Annotated in this window: 14 protein-coding genes; 7 read left to right on the top strand and 7 right to left on the bottom strand. The window is 54.3% G+C overall.

Going from position 1 to position 19,307, the window contains the following annotated elements:
- Nucleotides 1-5: 5 nt before the first annotated feature.
- The 4 genes from ribF to NHM04_RS08240 all read right to left on the bottom strand — a co-directional run bounded on the left by ribF (nt 6) and on the right by NHM04_RS08240 (nt 5,581).
- Nucleotides 6-947, bottom strand: a complete 942-nt coding sequence (gene ribF / locus NHM04_RS08225; protein WP_254266496.1) for a bifunctional riboflavin kinase/FAD synthetase — start codon at nt 945-947, stop codon at nt 6-8.
- Between the two features lie 195 nt (nt 948-1,142).
- Nucleotides 1,143-3,629, bottom strand: coding sequence for a ThuA domain-containing protein (locus NHM04_RS08230; protein ID WP_254266497.1), 2,487 nt, complete (start codon nt 3,627-3,629; stop codon nt 1,143-1,145).
- Nucleotides 3,630-3,928: 299 nt separating this feature from the next.
- Nucleotides 3,929-5,302: a DNA repair protein RadA gene (gene radA, locus NHM04_RS08235; RefSeq protein WP_254266498.1), complete on the bottom strand. Its 1,374-nt coding sequence runs from the start codon at nt 5,300-5,302 to the stop codon at nt 3,929-3,931.
- Nucleotides 5,303-5,314: 12 nt separating this feature from the next.
- Nucleotides 5,315-5,581 carry a YrhK family protein gene (locus tag NHM04_RS08240; protein WP_254266499.1) on the bottom strand — a complete coding sequence of 89 codons (267 nt, stop codon included), beginning with the start codon at nt 5,579-5,581 and terminating at the stop codon, nt 5,315-5,317.
- Between the two features lie 130 nt (nt 5,582-5,711).
- On the opposite strand from NHM04_RS08240, the gene NHM04_RS08245 reads away from it, so the two are divergent.
- A complete protein-coding gene (locus NHM04_RS08245; protein ID WP_254266500.1) occupies nt 5,712-6,176 on the top strand; it encodes a hypothetical protein in 465 nt (154 codons plus the stop codon).
- Nucleotides 6,177-6,185: 9 nt separating this feature from the next.
- Here the strand turns inward: NHM04_RS08245 and NHM04_RS08250 are convergent, their stop codons facing one another.
- The 3 genes from NHM04_RS08250 to NHM04_RS08260 all read right to left on the bottom strand — a co-directional run bounded on the left by NHM04_RS08250 (nt 6,186) and on the right by NHM04_RS08260 (nt 10,007).
- The gene (locus tag NHM04_RS08250; RefSeq protein WP_254266501.1) at nt 6,186-6,824 is read right to left on the bottom strand and encodes a hypothetical protein; all 639 of its coding nucleotides are present in this window, start codon (nt 6,822-6,824) and stop codon (nt 6,186-6,188) included.
- Between the two features lie 68 nt (nt 6,825-6,892).
- Nucleotides 6,893-8,350: a YHYH protein gene (locus tag NHM04_RS08255; RefSeq protein ID WP_254266502.1), complete on the bottom strand. Its 1,458-nt coding sequence runs from the start codon at nt 8,348-8,350 to the stop codon at nt 6,893-6,895.
- A 124-nt stretch (nt 8,351-8,474) separates the two neighbouring features.
- Nucleotides 8,475-10,007 carry a sigma-54 dependent transcriptional regulator gene (locus NHM04_RS08260; RefSeq protein ID WP_254266503.1) on the bottom strand — a complete coding sequence of 511 codons (1,533 nt, stop codon included), beginning with the start codon at nt 10,005-10,007 and terminating at the stop codon, nt 8,475-8,477.
- Nucleotides 10,008-10,193: 186 nt separating this feature from the next.
- Between NHM04_RS08260 and NHM04_RS08265 the strand changes: the two genes are divergently transcribed.
- The 6 genes from NHM04_RS08265 (at nt 10,194) to NHM04_RS08290 (ending at nt 19,271) form a co-directional block, all read left to right on the top strand.
- On the top strand, nt 10,194-11,120 hold the full coding sequence (locus tag NHM04_RS08265; protein WP_254266504.1) for a diguanylate cyclase domain-containing protein: 927 nt from the start codon (nt 10,194-10,196) through the stop codon (nt 11,118-11,120).
- Between the two features lie 55 nt (nt 11,121-11,175).
- Entirely contained in the window at nt 11,176-13,257 is a 2,082-nt protein-coding gene (locus tag NHM04_RS08270; RefSeq protein WP_254266505.1) for a TonB-dependent siderophore receptor, read from the top strand.
- Nucleotides 13,258-13,282: 25 nt separating this feature from the next.
- Nucleotides 13,283-13,867, top strand: a complete 585-nt coding sequence (locus NHM04_RS08275) for a hypothetical protein (RefSeq protein WP_254266506.1) — start codon at nt 13,283-13,285, stop codon at nt 13,865-13,867.
- Complete coding sequence (locus NHM04_RS08280; protein WP_254266507.1) at nt 13,864-15,459, top strand: HAMP domain-containing sensor histidine kinase; 1,596 nt, start codon at nt 13,864-13,866, stop codon at nt 15,457-15,459. The genes NHM04_RS08275 and NHM04_RS08280 overlap by 4 nt, the downstream gene beginning before the upstream one ends.
- A gap of 240 nt (nt 15,460-15,699) precedes the next feature.
- Nucleotides 15,700-16,662: an FHA domain-containing protein gene (locus NHM04_RS08285; RefSeq protein ID WP_254266508.1), complete on the top strand. Its 963-nt coding sequence runs from the start codon at nt 15,700-15,702 to the stop codon at nt 16,660-16,662.
- A 32-nt stretch (nt 16,663-16,694) separates the two neighbouring features.
- Nucleotides 16,695-19,271, top strand: coding sequence for a serine/threonine-protein kinase (locus tag NHM04_RS08290; protein ID WP_254266509.1), 2,577 nt, complete (start codon nt 16,695-16,697; stop codon nt 19,269-19,271).
- Nucleotides 19,272-19,307 lie beyond the last annotated feature (36 nt).

Here is a 19,307-nt window from a genome sequence, read left to right on the forward strand (position 1 = left end):
GTCTGTTACCCGATCTGTGTTAAGGCCGCGAAAAAGCCGCGCCCCCGGCGAATATCCTGTTGCAATTGTGCTTTTAAGGCATCTACCGATGCAAACTTTTGCTCGTCTCTGAGCTTGGCGTGAAACTGGATTGCCAGAGCCTCGCCGTAAATATTGCGGTCAAAATCAAACAAGTGAACTTCCAGCAGCGGCTCAATATCACCCGCCACTGTAGGTTTTACGCCCACATTGGCGACCCCGTGAAAAGTATCACCTTTTAATTGCGCGCTAATCACAAACACCCCCGATAATGGCGAGCGAAAGCGCTTTAAGCGCAAATTGGCTGTGGGCACCCCAATCTGGCGCCCCAGCTTTTTGCCATGGCCAACGCGCCCGGTAATGGTAAATGGCCTGCCCAAGTAGGCCTCGGCGCGGGCAAAATCCCCCGCCGCCAACAGCTCGCGAATCCGGGTGCTGCTGATGCGCTCATCCTCGATGGTGAGGGTGCAGGTATCGGTTACCGTAAAACCCTGCTGCTTACCCACCTGCTCCAGCAAGGTGTAGTCACCGCGCCGGTCGCAACCAAAGCGAAAATCATCGCCCACTACCAAGTGTTTAATCCCCAGGCCGTTAACTAGCACGACATCGATAAACTCGGCGGCGCTTAAACTCCGCAGGGCCTCGTTAAACTGCAGGCAAAGCACCCGCTCTACCCCGGCCTGCTGCAGCGCGATCAGCTTTTCGCGCAGGCGCATCAACCGGGCGGGCGCCTTTTCGCGGGCGAAATACTCGTGGGGCTGGGGCTCGAACAGAATCACCACCGAGGGCAACTGAAACTGCCACGCCGCCTCGGCCAGCTGACGCAATATCGCCTGATGCCCCAGGTGAACCCCATCAAAGGTGCCAATGGTGGCCACAGAACCGCGATGTTCCGCGCGCAGATTGTGTAAACCGCGAATGAGATGCACTTAAACCAGAGCCTGCCGAGGGTCAAAAACTAAACGCGCGAGTATACCGTAGGTGCGGGGGGCGGGGGTACCTTTGCAGAGAATTCAACGGCAGGTATTGGCACGCACACCGCCAAACGCCAGCAAGCAGCCCGGTGTTTAGCGGTGATTAAGAGTTTTGACCCGGTTTTTACATCATCTTGGGGCCAATTAACGCTACTGCTCTTCGCTTAGCGAAAGAATATACGCGGCGATCTTATCCCGGGTTTCCTGGTCCAGAAAGTTATGGGCGGGCATTACATGCTCGCCCCAGCGGCCGCTGCTTCCCTCGGCAATAGTCTTGGCGATATAAGCTTTAGGGTCTTCCAGATCACTGTATTTTTGGGTGATCTGCAAAAAGCTTGGCCCCACCGAGGCTTCGCGTTCTTTGTGACAGGCGATACAGCTGGTGCTTTTGGTTGCCTCTTTGCCCTCGGCAATAATCAGCTGCGCCTGGTGATTCAGGTCATCGGCATTAGCAACAGCCGCGGCCGCGGCTGCCTCTTCTTCGGGGGTGGGCAAGGCTGCGTTTTCATCGTATTCGATATAACTCAGTTTGGTGTCGGCGCTGCTGCCCCACCACTGGGTGCCATATTCCAACACCCACAGGCGTCCGTCCGGGGTAATTTTCATATCCAGCGGCCCGGCCCACTCAATACCGGGAGCCAGGTCTTCAATTTTGGTGACGTTATCGAACGCATCCAAGCTCACCACCTTGACCCAGCTGCGCATAAAGTCGCCAATAATTAATTTACCCTGGTAGTAATCGTCGTACGCCAGATCATCGCCACTTGGGTACACACCGGCCACCAGGGCATTGCGCCCGCCCTGACCCAGCTCGGGAAAACGCTCGGAACGGGCATAGGGGTACCAAATCAACGCAGGCTGCGCCGGTGGCAACACTTTTAAACCTGTGTTGCGAGGCGAGAAGTTCTCCACCGCCAGCGGGTTAAACAACTTGCCACTTTCGCCCGCTTGGTAATCGTACATTCGATAGGGAATATTATTGGCCAAAACGGCGGGCCAGCCAAAGTAGCCGGGCTCAGTCACCTTGTTAATTTCGTCGTAACCGCGTGGGCCAAACTCCTGGGTATCGGCTTTACCATCCGGACCTACATCGCCGTAGTAAAGCGTGTCGGTATTGTCATCGATGGCGATGGTATAGGGGTTGCGCGTGCCCATCACGTAAATTTCTGGGCGGCCGCTTTCATTTGCGGCGAATAGATTGCCTTCGGGGATGGTGTAGCCGCCTTTTTTATCGGGAGTAATGCGCAGAATTTTACCGCGTAAATCCTGACTGTTAGACGATGTGCGCAGCGCGTCGTGGTAGGTGCCCTCGGGGGTATTGTTCATGGGGCCGGAGTCATTGGACTCGAACGGATTGGAGTTGTCCCCCAAGGCGACAAACAAATTACCATAGCGATCAAACTCCAGGTTGCCGCCGGTATGACAACAGGTGTTATCGTTGGGAATATCCAGCAGCACTTGCTCGCTGCTCATATCCAGTTTTTTATCGACTACCGTAAACTGCGATAAACGCTGCAACAATTCTGCTTCGCCGGATTCATCGGCCAGGTTATACATGGCATAAATTATCTGGTTATTCGCAAAGTTCGGATCAAAAGCGACAGCCACCAACCCAAATTCAATATTTTTCTTGGGCGCAAACACCTCAAACTCGGCCATGGTGTGCAAATCTTGCGTGGACATATCCAACCACAAAAGCTTGCCCTGGCGCTGGCCAATCATTGCCGCAGAATAATCGGCGCTAATGTCAAAGCTGATTGGCTCCACCAGATTTTTCACTAACACCTTCTGCTTAAAGCGACGCGAATCCGGTTTGGACTTTTCGTAATCCAGCGGCGCGCGATCGGCTAGCGCGTAATCCAGACCACCACTTAAGTGTTCGCGAAACAAGGGGTTGGCAAAAGTCTCGGCCGTGTGACCCAGCCCGGTATAAAAAGCCCGGCCACCATCGAACTCGTGGTACCAGGCAATGGGGTGGTAATCGCCGTGTTTGCCACCTTGGTAGCTGCGTTCATCCACCACCAGCAAGTCGTTGCGCTGCTCCGACAGCGCATAAAAATCGTACCACTCATCGGCCAAATAAAATTCGCCAGGCAAATTCTTGGTAGCCGGATGGTGTTTATCCACCACTTTTAAGCGCGCACGCTGAACATTGGAAGGGTCACCCGGATGAGATTTAAACGCGGCGCCAACCAATCGCTGGTACCAGTGCCAGTTACCCTGGCGGTGCTCGGTATCAGTGGCCGAATGTATGCCGACAAAACCACCGCCCGCCTGAATATAGCGCTCCATGGCCACCTGTTGCGACGCGCTAAGAATATCGCCCGTGGTATTCACAAATACAATGGCGGCCATTTTTGCCAACTCTTGATCGGTAAACACACCCGCGTCGTCGGTGGCGACCGGCGCCAATCCTTTCTCTTGCAATAATTCAGTGACCGCTTTTACGCCGGCGGGAATAGAATCGTGGCGCCAGCCCTCGGTCTTGGAAAACACCAACACCTGACTCAAGCGTTGCGCTTGGTCTGCCGCAGCAGCTTCAGGCTCTGACTTTTCGGTGGCACCGCATGAGATAACGGAAAGGCTAAACAGGGTAATGGCAACTAGCGCCAATAGTTGACGAGGATAGATAATCATTATTCCAAGCACACTTTAGGATAGTTATTATTTCGTCGGCCAAGCAAAACCGCCGCGTGACGAACAGCTCGATAAGCCAGTTTGATAATCGAGTTAAAGAGCTGACCCTAAAAGTCTACTTCACCATAAGAGACTCGTCATTGCACTTTTCAAATATTTAGTCGCCGCTTTACAGAAAATGACAGAAAAACGCCCAGCCGATTACCAGGCCGATAACGCTGTTTCTCGTTAGCATGTTCGTCAGTTGCGGCCGTTTGTCTACCTTAGAAGACACTCAGCCAAAACTCACTGCCAGGGCGCTATTCAATGGCCGCCAGGGCTTCACTCAGACTTTTTACGGCAACGATTTCAATACCATCCATTGCTTTGGGAGCATTGCCAATAGGCACAATCGCCCGCTTAAAGCCGTGCTTCGCCGCTTCGCGCAAACGCTCCTGACCGCTGGGTACGGGGCGGATTTCGCCGGACAGGCCTATCTCGCCAAACACCATTAAATCGTGCGCCAGTGGGCGGTCGCGAAAACTGGAGACTATGGCCAATACCAACGCCAAGTCCGCACTGGTTTCGGCCACACGCACGCCACCCACCACATTGACAAACACATCTTGATCGCCAACCAGCACTCCGCCGTGACGGTGCAGCACCGCAAGCAACATGGACAACCGATTCTGATCCAAACCTACCGCCACCCGACGCGGATTGCCCAGATGGCTGTCATCCACCAGAGCTTGAATTTCCACCAGCAGCGGGCGGGTGCCCTCCCACATCACCATCACCACCGACCCCGAGGCTACTTCGTCGCCGCGCTGCAAAAAAATGGCGGAGGGGTTGCTGACCTCTTTCAGACCTTTTTCGGTCATGGCAAACACGCCAAGCTCGTTCACCGCGCCAAAGCGATTTTTATTGCCACGCAGGGTGCGAAACCGCGAGTCGTGTGAACCCTCCAGCAAAATAGAGCAGTCAATCATATGCTCAAGCACCTTGGGCCCTGCCAGTGATCCGTCTTTGGTTACATGCCCCACCAAAATAACCACGGTGCCAGTTTGTTTGGCAAAGCGCGTCAAATAGGCCGCCGCTTCGCGCACTTGCGATACCGAACCAGGTGCCGATTGAATATCGGATAAATGCACCACCTGAATCGAGTCCACCACCATCACCTTGGGCTGCAGCTGCTCGGCCGCCTGCCCGATCAGTTCGACGCTGGTTTCCGACAGCATTTGCAGTTTGTCGGTGGGCAGCCCCAACCGATTGGCGCGCATAGCGACCTGCTGCAGCGACTCTTCACCTGTTACGTAAAGACAACTCAATTGCTCAGCGATTTTGCACAAGGTTTGCAGCAGCACCGTACTTTTACCCGCGCCTGGGTGCCCGCCTATTAACACCACCGAGCCGGGAACCAGGCCACCGCCCAGCACCCGGTCAAACTCACCCGTGCCGGTACTCAAACGTGGCAAGTCCTCCAGGCTGATATCCGCCAGAGTCTGCACTTTGGAGCCAGCGCTACCGGCGTAACCACTAAACTGAGCATTGCGCGCCCCGCCTTTGGGCGCCGGCCCCAATTTCATTTCCACCACCGAGTTCCAGGTACCACACTCGCTGCACTGCCCCTGCCACTTGGAGAAATCGGCACCACATTCATTGCAGACGTAAGCGACTTTTTGTTTGCTAGCCATAATTTGAAATCGTTATTGCGGCGGCATACGCCGTAAGTGAATATCTTGCACAACCCGGATGGCCGGACGCACGGTGAATAATAGTGACCCGATTAGAAACAACCAAGTGGCGGAGGTCTGAGTAGACTCGGAGAAAAACAGCACGCTGCCGATAACAAATAGGACCCCTGCCGCCAAATCGTTGAGCGAGTACCACAAATCATAGCGAGCACTTATCTGACGGTGACGATCACTTTGTTCAGCCAAACGGGCATCGCAAAAATGTAGTTTTGCGCTCATACAACTTTCCCATTTACGTAAATTTTACAAATAACACCTGTGTTGAATCGGTATCTCGCGCTCTGCGCGGCTATTGGCGCTGGCATCAATGTTGCGTTGCTATAGGCAAAGCGAATACAGGAGTAACTTTATGGCTATGGTACCGAAAACACTCAATGATTTATTGCAAATAACTCAGCGCTTTCACGCCGAGATGGCGAAACACCTAACTCAGTACAACACGCCGCAAACCGATGAACGTCAGCAGCTATTACTGCAGCATCTGGCGCATAAGGAGCAAGTGTTGGCCGACACCTTAGCAGAGCTGAAGCTCGACTCAGACTTAGGACCGTTACAAACTTGGTTTTACGAGTATACCGATCGCCACCCCATCGCCGCCTTTGAACCGTTAGAGATCAATCTGCGTGAGTACGATATAGACAGCGTCGCCGCTCTAACCGCAGATTGGCACGGCGAGCTGGTGGATTTGTTTATTTATCTGACCGAGCGCGCCGAGAGCGACCGCACGGAAAAACTTGCGCGCGATGTGCTGGCCATTGAAGCCAGCCACGCGCGGCAAATGAGCTACGATATGGCGCGCAGCAATGATATCTAAACAAGCAGGCTAATGAGTAGCCGCAGGCTCTACTACGACCAAAGACGGAGCACGAATCTGAAGCTGCCCCCACATAGTCATTAAAAATGCCACCTCTAGATCGACATTTTGGACTTCCCCGGCTTCAGGCAGAGTAAATGTAACTGCAATGCGTTGCCATGGTGTTTCACCAACGGCAGTGGGGATAGGTGTCTTCTCGGACAGCACGCTGCTACGGCCCAACATCGGCGGCGTACCTTTTCTCAGGCCCTTTACCAAGATCTTAAGGGCCGGTTCTGCGATCATGGAGCTGTCGTTATTACTAAACATAGTTTTAATGTCGGCGGAAAACTCCAAAGTCCTCCCCATCAAAGGGGCAACGTCCTCCTTGCTAAGTATCTGACGCAATTTACCCCAGGGTTCTGTTCCGGTACGAGTAATCGTCAATATGCTGCCCGACACGCTCAATTCATAGGAATTATTACCTGCATGCTGTAACAACGCCCAATGATTTAACTTACCAGCAGTAACATCCGTGAAATTAGCATTTTTTATCACACCTGGGGCCGGTGCGACATAGGTAGCGGAGGCATCTTTACTATGGTCACAGGCAGGCAAAACAATTGCACATATTAAAGCCAGCGCGAACGGCGGTAGTGATGGTTTCACGAGTTAGTTCTCCAAAAACTTACCCAGTCATCTTAACAGACTCATGCCCCACACTACGCCACTTGCGGTTAATGCGTGTGAATATGTTCCTCTCCACCTATAATATCGTGCCCATGCAGTAAATTTTCCAATGCCTGCCCCTCGGGCATAAATGAGTCATCCACCGCTGCGCGAAAACAACCCAGTATCCAAGGGTAGGCATCGGTCACGTAATAGCCGTACTGCCCCTCATAGGTCATGCCATTGCACTCATCCAAATCCCCGGCGCCCTCAATGTACTCGTAATCACCGATAAACTGTCCGTCGTAATTGCCACTGGCCACCGCACCTGTGCCCGCTTCAGGGGTCTCGTAGCCGGCCACCGCAAGGCGCTCTCCACCATCGTTTTTTAACCGGTAACTGGAGGTAACTGCTCGAATACTACCCGTGTCCTCAATGCAGGGGCCGAACACGGGAAAGCCATCGGCGGCAAAACCAATAAGCGGTGAAGGCCCGCTAGCCGAGCTGCACTCGAGCTCAAACAGCGCGCGCGGATTGCCGTGATAATGGTAACTACCATCCGGTTGCGGATGGGCATTGTGAGCATCGGTACCAAAATAATTTAAAGGCGACATAGGATCGTAACGCCAGGGATTGCTTTCCTGATCCGGGCCGCAGCCGATCTTTTCTTCGCCTAATGGCTCGTCGCCCACGCCATAACAGGCGGCGGCCAAAAGATCAGCTGTTACACCGTTGAGAAAAATAACGTTCTTTACACCTACCTGCAAAGGGGTAACTTCGTCGGCGAACTGGGGGTTAACCGGCAGGGTGTACTGCGCAACCACCTCGCTGACATCCGAGGCAAACTTGGCGGACGCATCGTTAAAGTCGTGATTGGGAATCTGATTCAGACTGAAAGTACAGGTGTCATCCTCAACAGAGACCTGCAATGAACCGCTAAAGGGCAGAGACCTTTGTATATCCGTCACTTGTGAATAATAGGTACCCTGGTACGAGGTACAGTTTCCGCCACGACGCGCGAGCGTGGCTTCAGTAATATCGATGTTATCCGCGAATGCTGTCACACTCGCTGCTGTCGCCTGGGCACTCAACTCGCCTACACCGATCGTCAGAGCAACCTGATATACACCGGGCACATCCGGTGTAAAACTCGGTTGTGCAGTATTAGCGTACTGCAATTGCGCACTACTGTCTGGCGGCGTCTGCACCAGCGACCATTCAAAATTGATAATCACATCAGCAAGTGCATCAGACACCACGCTTTGCAGTACCACTTGCTCTCCCACGGCCACCTCGGCAACCGACTGAATGGCCGGTGCAGGCAACTCTTGCGATGTTTCAGAGCTTGCCGCGGAAGCCGAACTGCTCGAAACGGTATCTGCGCTTTCGCTGGAGCTGGAGACACTACTCTGCGCTTTGATAATTTGCGTCACAGCCTCGCTGGCAGAACCGCTGGAACCTCCGCAGGCGCCCAGCAGGAGGAAAGAGGCAGAGGCCAGAGCTGTTAATAAACGAGGGTTATTCATATTCACGGTCCTTTAGGCAGTAAAGCCAGGCCTTGGCAATTTTAACGCCACCGTGAAAATCATTTTGTAAAACAATAGGTTGCAGAAAAAAGTCAAAACCTAAACGGGACATCGCTTATAGAACTCACGCGAGCGTGTAGTAACTCCAGCGCCTTTCGCCGCAGCGCTGCAAACGTCCGTCGCGATGCAGCTTTTTCAGTAGATATGAAGCGCGGTGATGATCCACCCCGAGCAACGCCTGCACCTCGGCATTGTCAATGCGACCGCGCTCCTCCAGCTGCGCCACAATCCGGTCTTCATCGCAGCCCTGGGCGGCGCGGACTTGTATCGTCTGCTTGTCGGTCGGCTCAGACGCGACTTGCGCTACAGGCTCGAGAAAATGCAAATGCCGTACACCGATATTCTGCCCGCGACTGGCGATCAGGGCGTATTCGATCAGATTTTTTAATTCGCGCACATTACCGGGATAATGATAAGCGCGCAGCTGCACCAATGCTTCCGCATCGATTTCCACATTCTCGCGGCCCATCTGTGCGCACAACTGTTCGGCAAAATATTGCACCAGCAGCGGAATATCCACGGCCCGCTCGCGTAAGGGCGGCAGAGTAATTTGGTAGCCGGCAAGGCGAAAATATAAATCTTTGCGAAACTCGCCACTACTGACCCTATCGCTCAGCTCGGCGTTGGTGGCCGCCACTATGCGCACGTTCACCCGCCGGGAGTTTTTCCCCCCCACCGGCGTGACCAACCCATCTTCCAGCACACGCAGCAACTTTGCCTGCAGGGGTAAAGGCATATCACCTATTTCATCGAGAAACAGGGTGCCGCCATCGGCGCGTACAAAAAAACCAGCCCGATCCGCCACCGCACCTGTGTAAGCGCCTTTGGTGTGGCCAAAAAACTCAGCGTCGGCCAGCTCGGCCGGTATCGCCGAACAGTTAACCGCAATAAATGGCTTGGCGCGGCGCTCGCTGCCATAGTGGATCGCGCGCGACACCAGCTCCTTCCCGGTGCCGCTTTCCCCCAACACCAACACATTGGTGTTCTGGGCACTTTGCAGCGCGCGCACTTGCTCAAGCAAATCGAGAATGGCGCTGCTTTGACCAATAAACGCCTCGATACCCCACTGCGCCGCTTCGCGCTCACTCACCGCCGATAATTGCTCACCAGCTAGATGCAACGCACTTTCCGCCTCAAGACGACGGTCTATTTGCTCTTGCAGCTGACGATTAAGACTCAAGAGTTCACGGTTTTGCTCGCGCAACTGCAGCTGCTGCTGGCGAATCGTTAAATGCGTGGTGATTCTTGCCAGTACCTCTTCTCGCTGCAGAGGCTTGGTAATGTAATCGACGGCCCCCACCGTAAAGCCTTTGACCTTACTGTCGGTATCACCCAGTGCGCTCATAAAAATAATCGGAAAGTCGTGACCTTGGGGCAGCTTTTTCAAACGTCGACAGACCTCAAAGCCGTCCATTCCGGGCATCATCACATCCAGCAACACCAGTTCGGGTTGGCGCAAGCTGGCAACCTCAAGAGCCTGCTCGCCATCGGTTGCCACCGCAAGCTCAAGGCCACTGCTGGAAAGGTAATCCACCAATATATCCAGGTTCGCGGGTTTGTCGTCGACCACCAGCACTAAAGGTTCGTTATTTTTCATAAGCCACGCACGTTCTGTCTTTGCGAAATCTCCCTATAAGCGATTATAAGCGAATACTGACACCTTTAAGCGATAACCTTCTTATAAGAGCCCAAGAAAACCATAAGCCACTGTTTACAAAGAATATTTATTTTGGCCAGGCTTTTGCTATAGCAGTTATTAACACGTTTATCTCTGGATTACGACATGATGATGACTGCAACTGACCTGAACCAAGAGCCGCAACCGCTGGTATTGCTGGTAGACGATACACCCGCCAACCTGGATGTACTGGTTGAACACTTGAGCAAAGAAAATATCGACCTGATGGTGGCCACCTCCGGCCAGGAAGGGCTGGAGTTAGCGCACCAGCACCTGCCGGATTTGATTCTGCTGGATGTGATGATGCCTGGCATGGACGGCTATACCATGTGCGAGAAATTGATGGCTGAACCTGACCTGGCCGATATTCCAGTGGTGTTTCTCACCTCGCGAGACAATGAGCTCGACGTTGAGCACGGTTTGTCCCTGGGCGCCGTAGACTATATTGTCAAACCCTTCTCGCTGCCGATTCTTAAGGCCCGTGTGCGTAATCATTTGGCGCTAAAGCGCCGCGGCGACCTGCTGACCCAGCTAGCCTGTACCGATGGCCTAACCCGTGTAGCCAACCGCCGCCACTTCGATCAAACCCTTACTCAGGAATGGGCGCGGGCGCAACGCAGCAACAGCGAACTGGCCCTGGTGATGATCGATATCGACGAGTTCAAACCTTACAACGACCGCCTAGGACACACTGCTGGAGATGCCTGTTTACGTCAAATAGCTCAAGCTCTGAAAGCAGCGCTGCACCGCCCCGGGGATTTGTTGGCGCGCTATGGCGGAGAAGAGTTTGTCGCCCTGCTGCCCGATACCGACCTGCCGAGTGCCGCACTGATTGCCGAGCAGATGCGCCTAGCCGTGCAGCAATTGCAGCTCCCACATCCCACCGCATTGGCCCCCGCACAGGTGAGCGTCAGCATGGGCGTCGCCAGCACTTACCCATGCGATCTGCAACAAGCCCAAGATCTTCTCGAGCTTGCCGACGAACACCTGTACCAAGCCAAGCGTATGGGACGTAACCGCGTTTATTGTTGATACACCGCGATAAGGGTACTCTTGCCATCCCAAGTTACGGACACTCAAACAACCTATGAATAAGAATCGCCGACAACCATTTGCCGCCCTGATCCTGTGCGCTCTTGCCAACACCGCAAACAGCCAAGCCGACGACCTCACGGCTCTTTTGGCAATCCTGGAAGAAGAGACCGCTCTAGCCACCCAAAGTAAAATGAACGCCGACTATGTTCCGGGAATGGTGACTATACTGCACCGCGAAAACCTGCAAACTCTCGGCTACAGCGATGTCGCTGCGGCGTTAAACCAAGTGGCGGGTTTTCATACTACCGTCAACAACGCTGGCGATGTCCGCACCCTGGTGCGTGGCGTGGGTGCCACACTCAACTCCAGCAACCTGAAATTAATGGTCAACGGCGTCGCAGTAAACCGGGCTACCGATGGCTCCGCAGACTGGGTGTTACGCCTGCCACTGGCGCAAATTGATCGCATCGAAGTCATTCGCGGCCCGGGCTCGGCACTTTACGGGGAGTTTGCCTTCTCCGGGACAGTCAACATCATCACCCGCAGCGACAACTCAGTCGGTGCCGAAATTGGCAGCAACGACAGCACCCAAATGAATGCCAGCTTTGCCCATCAGTGGGACAACAGCGTATCGCTGAACGGCACCGTCGCTTATTGGGACAGCGGCAACAGTGGTCTTTACACCAACCCCGACAATTTTGCCGGCTTTGATGCAGGGTTCTCTCCAGGTAAGGTCTACGATCACGAACAAGGCGCTACCGTCCTGGCGCAACTGGGCCTGCTGGGCTGGCAGGGCAACATTTATCTGGCCGATGTGGAGCGCGGTCCGGGCTACGGCGAGAGCGCCGCCATGCCGAGGGAGTTCGAACCACGCAAAGAACAAATCTGGCAGCTCGATCTCATTAAGTCCTGGACGCTCAGTGAGACACTCACCTTTGCCACCCAGCTGACCCACCTGCAGACCGATTTGGACCATGCTACTTATCTTCCCATCCCCGAGGGAGTCCGTGGCCCCGGAGGGCGCCCAATTCGAGAGTCTCGCTTTACACAGGAAGGCAATAGTGATCGGGAAACCAATCTCACGTTCAGCGCCCATTGGCATTTGGGAGAAGGCCATCGTATTTACCTGGACACAGGTTACACCCACAGCGAAGTGACCGATTCATTTCGCCATCAATTTGTTATCGGTGGCCCCATCATCGAAGTGCCCCAAGACGAACTCGCGCTCAGCCCCGGCACCCGGCGTGAATATATTCACTTTACGGCGCAAGACCAGTGGCAAATAAATCAGGCAATAGAATTAACCCTTGGCGTGAGATATGACGACTACAGCGACTGGGGCAGTAACCTTGCGCCGCGCATCGCCGCGGTGTGGCGCGCCTCCGATAACCATATTGTGAAAATGCAATACGCCGAAGCCTTTCGCCCCCCCTCTTTGGCGGAAAGCGGCGACGTGCGACCCGGCCGCCCAACTGGCAGACCGGACGGTCCGCCAGGAAGGCCAACTCAGGAGCCACCACCCCCGGCACTAACCGAAGAGCGGCTCAACTCGAGTGAAATCGCCTATATATACAAACGCCCCAGTTTTAAATTCAGCGGCACTGTATTTCACACCACAGTGGAAGATTTAATCGAGTTCCACCTACAGCCCGGGCAAAGACCCTATTGGCGCAACCGAGGGGATATCGACAGTTACGGCCTTGAGCTCGAGTGGCAACAAAAACTCGGTCGCAGCTGGGAGTGGAATGCCAATGTCTCTTACGTGGACGCCGAAGATCATTTCGACGTAGATAAAACGCTGCTCGGCTCTATTGCATGGCTCGCCAATGCCGACTTGGTATGGCACGCATCGCAACACTTCGATCACGCCCTCAAAATTCGCTATGTCGGCAGCCAGGAAGGCTGGGAGCTGGATTTACGCACCCCGGTCACCGAGCGTTTCCAGGACTACACCAGCTTGGACTATACATTGAGCGTCAATAAGCTATTGCAGGTAAACGGGTTAACCCTACGAGCTTCTGTTCTGAATATATTTTCCGATCGTCATAACAGTGTGCCCACCCCCGCGCAGTACCCACAGGGCTTGCCCCAGGGTGAACGCACGGTGAACGCGCAGCTGGAGTACCGTTTCTAACGGCCTAGCAGATGATGACCGAGCCATGAGCGCGCAAGGACGCCAGACATTGAGGCTATCGCTTTGGTTTAAAGCCATGGCTCTGTGTACCCTGCTGTCTCTACCGTGCCAAAGCCTGGTGGCCGACAGTTTCAGCGACAGACGCGCGCTGGTGGGTATTAAACTGTTTCGCACGTTAATCAGCGCAGACCTGCAGCTCGCGGAAAAACAAAGCGCAAACGGCTCCCTATCCATCTACTTTGTCTACGCTACAGACATGGAGCTTGCACGCGAGCATCTGCAACAATGGCAGAAAAACACCGCTGCGATTCAGCAAATTGAGACCACCGCCACCGTCATCTCACTGCAGGAATACTATCGCACCCAGCCCCTGCCAACCGCCGTATTTATTTCGCAAAAACTTAACAGCGCCGAGCTGGATGAGTTTATAGAGTACAGCCACAACAAAAAAATTATTACTTTTTCACCCTATGCGGGTGACGTCCAGGCCGGTGTGCTGGCGGGAATTTCAGTGGCAGCCACCATTAAGCCACTAATCAATACGGCCACACTGCGAACCTCCGAGCTGTCGATCAAAGACTTTTATCTCAAGGTGGCAAAACAATTATGAATATACTCAAGCTGCCTGCCAAGCTGAACACTTTGTACACCAATATCAGCTGGCGAAGTTTCTTGGCGATTAATTGCATCTTTGTGGTGCTGACGCTGGCCTTTGTAATCTCGCTGGGCCGCTACTGGTACAACACCCTGCAGCCCAGGCTATACAGCATGGCCGAAACCCAAGCGAGCATTCTGGCACAATCACAGGCGACCTTACTTCAGGAGATAGTGCAGCACACCGAAGCCAACTCACTGCCACTGGAACTCTACAACGCCGTGCAAACCATACTGCTGGTAGAAGACCCCGCCATTAATGAAAGCTTTGTTCGCGGCCTTAGCCTTGAGTTTGATTACGACAGCATGGCGGTCAAACAGGACTCGCTGAATTTTGTCGAAGGCAAGACAAATTGTGAAAGCTGCTTTGCGGCAAATTTTCCACTGCTCGATCAAAACGGGGCACTGGTAGGCATTGCGCATTTCAATCTAAGCGACAGCTACTTTCGCGCTCTAAGTCGCGATATGCAATCTAAGTTGATCACCGAATCAAGTATCGCGCTGCTGCTGTTATTTACAGTGTGGATAGTAATGCTGGTTATGTTCCACCGGCTTAATACCGCCAAGCGTATTATCGAAGATTCTGACCGGGCCAAAACCCGCTTTATGGCTAATGTCACCCACGAGCTACGAACACCGCTAAACGCAATTTTGGGTTACACCCAACTTTACAAAAGTGACCCCGACCTCGCCGCTCAGTACCGTGCCGGCATCGAAACCATCGACCGCAGTGCAGAGCATTTGCTACTGATGATTAATGACATTCTGGATTTCTCCCGCGCCGACGAAGAAAACCTGACACTTAACCCAACGGATGTATCGCTTGCGCTGTTTTTGCAGACCCTCGCCGAAATGGGACAGATCAGTGCACAACTACAGCAGATAGAATTTTGCACTGACTTCCCCGCCACCCTGCCCAGCGAAGTCAACATTGATGAAAAGCGCCTGCGCCAGGTGCTACTTAACTTGATCAACAACGCGATAAAGTTCACACCTGAAGGCGAGGTGTGTTTCCAGGTTCAAACTCTGAGTCAGTCGCAACGTCATATCCAGCTGCGTTTTTCAGTCAAGGATACGGGGCTGGGCATCGCCGCAGAGGATTTACAGAGAATTTTTATTCCCTTTGTACAAATAGAAAACGCCATTACCCGCGCAGAGGGATCGGGCTTAGGGCTGGCCATTAGCCAGCGAATTCTGCACTTAATGAACAGCCGGCTGCGGGTTAAAAGTCAGCCAGGCTCGGGCAGTGTATTTTATTTTGATCTGAACCTGCGCCTGGCTGCCAATGGCAAACAGGTGGATATAGTCACACCCATTCCACCGGAACCGCAAACACTCATATTGCCTAGCCCCACCACCCTCGAAGCGCTGATTGCGCATGCGCAAAAGCACAATATTCTTGGCTTGCGAAATTGCCTTCGCGATCTGCAAGACGACCCGCAGTATGCGGATTTTTTGCATACGGTTTCTCCCTACGTGCAAAGCTATCGCTTTAAACCGTTAAAAGAAAAACTGGTCGCTTACTTAAAATCGGCCTCAGCAGAATAATTGCCCCGCTCGTCGCCCCCCTGCGACTGACTTTAGCCATTGATTGTTAACCGGCCGGCTAGATATTTGCCGCCCGAGGCCCGCTGTATTAGACTTCCCCCATTCGGCGGCAAACCCGTCGGCATAATATAGAGAACCGCGCACCCCAAGGATCTGAACCGGCAGCACTTTGTGATTAAGGATTTGCCCCGCGCCCCATACGTTTGACTTGAGTATCTGACCAACTTTAGGGACCTGGTAATGGCTTACCTGCACCGGAAGGATGTGCCACTGCGGATTCCTGTCGTCGCGCATCACACTATTGGTGCGCTGGAAGGCAAGGTAGACACCTATATCCAAAACCCCTACATCTCACGTCGCCATTTGTGCTTAGAGTGGAGCGGAGAGCTGTGGCAAATAAAGGACCTGAGCCGCAACGGCACCTGGGTCAATGGCCGCAAGCTGGAGAAGGGAGTTTACTACCCACTGCAAAAAGGTGATCAGATCCAGCTGGCAGGCGAAGAAGGCGCGTGCTTTGAAGTAGAAGATCTGGCGCCGCCCCGAGATATCTTATTACCCATTGTCTCGCAGAATGGCACACCCGCGATTATTGAACTGCAAGCGGCCAACCTGATACCCGATGAAGAGCAACCCGAGTGGTACATCTACCAAGAGCCCAACAGCGGCCAGTGGCTGGTGCAGTCGGTAGCAGACAGTAACCAGCCCGCAAAGCCTCTGCGCCATAACGATATTCTGGAAGGAAGCGCCGGGCGCTGGCAGCTGTTTTGCGCCAGCGCCAGCGCCCCCACGATGGAACGCCCGAGTCAGGCTTGCATAACCGAGGCGGAGATCCGCTTTGAGGTCAGTCTGGACGAAGAGAGCACCGGGTTGTTAATCCACAGCGAAGGCCAGCGCTATAACCTGGGTATTCGCGCCCACAATTACCTGCTGCTGCTATTGGCGAGGCACCGCGCCGATGACGCCCGTCAGGGGTTGAGTGAACTCGACCAGGGCTGGGTGAGCAACGATTTACTGGTCCACGAACTGGGGCTGGAGCCCAATCACCTAAATATCCAAGTTTACCGAGCCCGACAACAGCTCACTAAGACCATTCCGCAGCTCAACCACGACAAGTTTGTCGAACGCCGAGGCACCACCATGCGCCTGGGGTGCAACAGGTTTTCTATCCACAAAGGTGGTAAAGTAGAACAACAATTGCCCTAAGGCTTAAGTCCGTTGTTCACTAGCACTTCTGCATGATCGATCAGAACCTACACACCGACTCATTGGTCGCCGGCCGTTATCGCGTTATCAAACGTATTGGTCAGGGCGGTATGGGCCAAGTGTTTCTGGCGCAAGATGAACAGCTCGACCGCCCGGTTGCCATCAAGCAACTGCGCCACGACGGCGACAACGCCAAAGCGCTTCACAGGTTTGAGCGCGAGGCTAAGTTCCTCGCCAAACTTAACCACCCCTGTATCGTGCAAGTTTACGATTACATCGCCGAAGTGAGCGGCGGCTCGCTGGTAATGGAGTATATCGACGGCGTGGATCTGGCGCGCAAGCTGCGCGAAGAGGCTACCTCCCTGGCGCAAAGACTGCAGTGGCTGTATCAGATTATGGCCGGGCTCGCCTGTGCCCACGCGGCGGGAATTTTGCACCGGGATTTAAAACCCGAGAACATTCTGGTGGGGCGCAATGGCAACGCCAAACTCACCGACTTTGGCATTGCCCGCGAACAGCAACAAAATACCGAGCTGACTCAGGCGGTGATTGGCAGCTACGCCTATATGTCACCGGAGCAAATTGCCGACGAGCCGCTGGATTTTAAAAGCGATCTCTTCTCTTTCGGCATCGTCGCCTACAGTGTGCTGCTGGAGCAGCACCCCTTTGGCGCCACCGGCAACACGTTAAAACTGCTGCAAAGTATCTCCGCAGCGCCCCTAAACAAACAGGCTCTGGATGACAGCAAGCTGCCCGAAGAACTCTGCGATTTGCTGCAGAGCTTGCTGGCCAAAGATAAATCCCAACGGCCCGACAGCAGCCAACAGGTCTGTGAAAAACTGGCGCTAATCAGCCAGCAGCATCCGTTGTCGGAAACTCTGGAAGGCGGCGCTCAAACCGCCGAACTGCCCCCTCTTACCCTGTTTACCCGGCACACGGGGCAGGCAGTGCCACGGCGACATAAGCATAGGCGCCACTGGCTAACGGTTGGCGCTACCTTACTGATCGCTGCGGTCGCCGGCATTTGGTTTAGCGGCCAGGGTTCCTCACCGGGGCTCATCCCCCAGGCTGTAGCCGTGCTGCCGCCACGCTTTAACCCCGACGGCGAATTGGCCGAGGCCGATCAACGCCTAATTGGGGGCACTTTGTATCAGGCCGCCCAACAGAGCGTGGTGCAACTGCCGGGAGCCGAAGCCATCCCGCGTTTTGAGGTGGACTCCCAGAGCGGAGAACCCTTTCAAATACTCACCGCCCTGGCCGCCAAAGAGCTGATCATTACCGAGGCCTTTTGTAACCTCACCTGGTGCGACATCAGCATCAACCGCCTGGCACCGGCCAGCGACAGCCAACGCTTGCAAGTGCTGGCAAGCGCCAACTTTCGCACCACAGTAGATCGCTACGCCATGCTCGCCGAGCGGGTGAACCTGCACATCAACAAGCTCTATAACCACGAAGGCGAAATCCAGCTCGACTTACCAGATGAAGCGGAGTACCGGGTCTTTGCCGAGCAGTATCAACATTATTACAGCGCCGGCGCTAACCCCGCCCAGCTGGATGCCTTAGAGGCGCTAAGCAGCCAAACCAGAAACTGGGCCGATGTACAAATTTTGTTTCGCGAGATTGCTTTGGACCTCTACCACGACACGGGTGACGACCAAGCATTGGTGCGCCTGGAGGAGTTCCTGCCAGCCAAGAACCGCAGCGACACAGAGACACAACTACTGAATCAATTTGCCCTGGCGCGCAGTCAGAACGATTTTGCCCAGGCCCGTCACTGGCTGGAGCGGCTTGAGCAACAAGGGCTGGAGCAGACGGCACTGACGGAACTGGAGGGCTTGCTGGCACTGTCGGAAGGCAATTACCCGGTGGCGGTGGAGAACTTTAGTTACAGCGTGCAACTGCGCCCCAGTGTGCACAATTACTTCCGTCTTTCTATGGCCTCCTGGCTCAACGGCGACATTGAAAGCGCCCGCGAGCACATTGCTAACGCCTACCAGCTCAACCCCCAAGACCATAAAACCAACCGCTTTCGCGGTTTAATCGCACTCTGGGAAGGCCGCCTGGATGAAGCCAACCAGGCTCTGCGCCAGGCCCTAGAGAGCGAGCGCAGTGCCATAGTGCTCAACAATCTCGCCGTGGTGTTGCTGCTGCAAGGCGACTACGCCAGCTCACAGAAGCGTTTAAACGAGGCTTTGCAAATTGCACCGGGCGACGAGCAGACGCTGTTTAACCTGGCCGATGCGCATAAACTAAGTGGCGACGATGCCACCGCAAACCAACTTTACCAACGTGTTGCCGAGCAGACCGCGAGCGCCTCTGATGCCTATTCGCTGCGCCTGAACGCCCAGGCGCAAGCACATACCGGCAACCATGTAAGCGCCATTGCTGTGTATCAAAAAGCGCGCGAGCTCGACCCCGACAGTGGCGACACCCACTACACCGGAGCCTTGGTTTATGCGTTGGCAGGAGAACAGATTTCCGCGCGCCTAGCGGCCCGGGCGGCCTTAGAGAGCGGGATGGGGCAGGCCTGGTTTGCCCTACCCTGGTTTGACGGGTTATGTGACCAAGCGCAGGGGGCGGATTGTTTAGCGATAGCGCAAGCTCTCTAAACAATCCGCCCCCCCCTAAAACGGGTTAACTACCCA

This window comes from Gilvimarinus sp. DA14 (genome assembly GCF_024204685.1).
Classification (GTDB): domain Bacteria; phylum Pseudomonadota; class Gammaproteobacteria; order Pseudomonadales; family Cellvibrionaceae; genus Gilvimarinus.